3 protein-coding genes are annotated in these 2,410 nt (G+C 70.7%); 1 reads left to right on the forward strand and 2 read right to left on the reverse strand.

Translation table 11 applies throughout. The features are described 5' to 3' along the window. Positions 1 to 693: ribonuclease Z (locus AC5RV2_RS17140; RefSeq protein WP_494093338.1), on the reverse strand; the 693-nt coding region annotated here is incomplete at its 3' end. A 195-nt stretch (positions 694 to 888) separates the two neighbouring features. Between AC5RV2_RS17140 and AC5RV2_RS17145 the strand changes: the two genes are divergently transcribed. After that, positions 889 to 1,494, forward strand: coding sequence for a DnaJ family domain-containing protein (locus AC5RV2_RS17145; protein ID WP_494093339.1), 606 nt, complete (start codon positions 889 to 891; stop codon positions 1,492 to 1,494). A gap of 7 nt (positions 1,495 to 1,501) precedes the next feature. Here the strand turns inward: AC5RV2_RS17145 and AC5RV2_RS17150 are convergent, their stop codons facing one another. Further along, positions 1,502 to 2,125 (reverse strand): uridine kinase family protein, encoded by a 624-nt coding sequence (locus AC5RV2_RS17150; RefSeq protein ID WP_494093340.1) that lies wholly within the window; start codon positions 2,123 to 2,125, stop codon positions 1,502 to 1,504. Between the last annotated feature and the right edge of the window lie 285 nt (positions 2,126 to 2,410).

Raw genomic sequence — 2,410 nt, forward strand, 5'->3', positions numbered from 1 at the left:
GCGGTGCCGGACGGCGAGGGCCTCGTCGTCGTCGCTGAAGGTGGACTCGGCCACGAGCAGGTCGGCGCCGTCGGCCAGTTCCTCCGCCCCGGCGCAGACCGCGGTGTCCATCACGAACGCAAAGCGCTGCCCCGGCCGGGGCACGCTGACCTCCTGGAGCCGCAACCCCTTGAGGCTTCCTTCCCGCTGCAGGCGGCCGACGTCGGGGCCGGAAATCCCGGCGGCAGCCAGCCGGTCGGGCAGCAGGGTGCGGTCGTCGGGTTCGACCAGCCGGTAGCCGTAGGCCTCGATCCGGTGGTCCAGGGGACGCACCTCAAGGCCGTCAGCAATGGCCCCTGGGGCGCCGTGCGGGTGCAGGCGCAGGTCAAGACCCGGGGAGGCGAGCGAGACCAGGGCCCGCACCACATCACTGCCGGAGGCCGGATAGTGCAGATGAACCGGATGCTCAACGCCGTCCAGGACCATGCGCGAGAGCACGCCGGGCAATCCGTAGCAGTGGTCGCCGTGCACATGCGTGAGGCAGATGCGCGTGATCCGGCTGGCCGAAACCCCGGCGAGGATCATTTGCCGCTGCGTTCCCTCACCCGGGTCGAACAGCACTCCCTCGCCGTCCCACCGCAGCAGGTAGCCGTTGTGGTTGCGGCTCCGGGTAGGAACCTGCGAGGCGGTGCCCAGGACGACAAATTCGCGCATGCGGCCGAGTCTGCCATCGCCGACGCGCCGGCGGCCACCGTCTGAAGCGCAGCGGCGCGGCCGGCGGGGGAACCGGCGAACGGCGCATGAACGACGGCGACGCATTGCTGGCTCGTCACGGGGCTGGAAAAATGTCAGGAACAGCCCGGTGGCTGAGCATCGGGCCCAGGTCATAGCGGAGGCGGTGTCTGACGAGTGAACAGCAGGGCAGCGGGTGACAACGGCCGGCGGCTGGAACGCGCCGCGGAGCTGCGGGCGTCACGGGAACGCGGGCGGGCCGACGCGGACGAAGAGGAGCGGGCGGAGGCCGAAGAGGAGAAGCACCGGAAAATCCGGGAGCTGGACACCTCCCGGCGCGCGGACTACCTGATCCGGGAGGCCATGGCCCGCGGGGACTTCGACGACCTGAAATACGCCGGAAAACCGATCCCCAACCTGGGCAACGGGTATGACCCCGACTGGTGGCTCAAGGGGCTGATCGAGCGCGAGAACCTCACGGGGCTGGGCCCCGAAGCCCTGCTGCTGCGGACCGAGGATGCCGAGCTGGACGGACGGCTGGACCAGCAGATCTCGGACCGGCGGGTGCGCGAAATCCTGGAGGACTTCAACGCCCGGGTGGTCAACGCGCGGCGACAGCTACAGGGCGGCCCGCCGGTGATCACCAAGACCCGGGACGTGGAGTATGAACTGGAACGCTGGCGGGAACGCCGGGCGGCCAGGGCAGCCGCGGCGGCACGCGAGGAAGCGGAGCCCGAGCCCAAGCGGCCGTGGTGGCGCCGGATGTGGGACGTGACCGAATAGCCGGGCGCTACTTCCGCTGGGCGGCCGGCGCCCCGCGCAGGCCAGCCAGTTCCCTTTTCACCTGCCGCTTGGCCACCGGGCGGAAACCGGCCGCCAGGTAGCGGTCGCGCACGGCGCGTTCGGAGCGGAAGAGCGCCCAGCCGCGTTTGAGCAGGAACGGCAGCGGTTTGCGGTGCTCGCGCAGGTCGCGCACCAGGCGGCGCACCGCCGTCGTGATGGGAGAGACCGTGACGAAGACGGCGTCCACCTCCAGCCCGAGGCTTCGCAGCTGGCCGAGCACGGCGTCGGCGAAGATGCCCTCGGCAATCACCGGCCCCTCCGCGAGTTCCACGGTGCGGTGCCCGTTGTAGCTGGAGGTGGCGATGGAGTAGTCGGGAATCCGGGTGCGGCCGGTCTCCAGCAGTTCCGTCATGGCGCGGGCCGCGGCTCCGCTGTTCCAGGTGCCGGGATGGTCCCAGTCGATCTCCCCGTACGGGGTCAGCGGCAGCGGGGACCCCGGGGTGTGCTCGGCGATTTCCCGGTAGAACGCGTCGAGCTCCAGATGCGGACGGCCGAACCGCGCCGCCAGATAGGACTTGCCGGAACCGGAGGCGCCGCCGAGCAGCACGAGCGGCATGTGGGGAGAAGGCACATGGCTATTATTCCGTGCCCGGAACGGTGGCGGGTCACCCAACCCGCCGCGGCGTGGCAGGAACGGCACATGTCGTGCCCCCGCGCCGTAAAATGGCAGGGGCCGCCGGGCAGGCGGTGCGGATCGGCAGGTTCAGGAAGCAGGCAATACTTTGGAGCACTCAGCGCAGGGCCTTGGCGGGCTCGACTGGGTCCGCCAGCCGGAGTCGTTCGGCGCGGAGGCGGACCTGCAGTTTGGCCTGGCACTGCTGGCAGCGGCCAGGCAGGGACGGCTCGGCCCTACCGT

It is taken from the genome of Arthrobacter sp. Y3225116 (genome assembly GCF_059091245.1).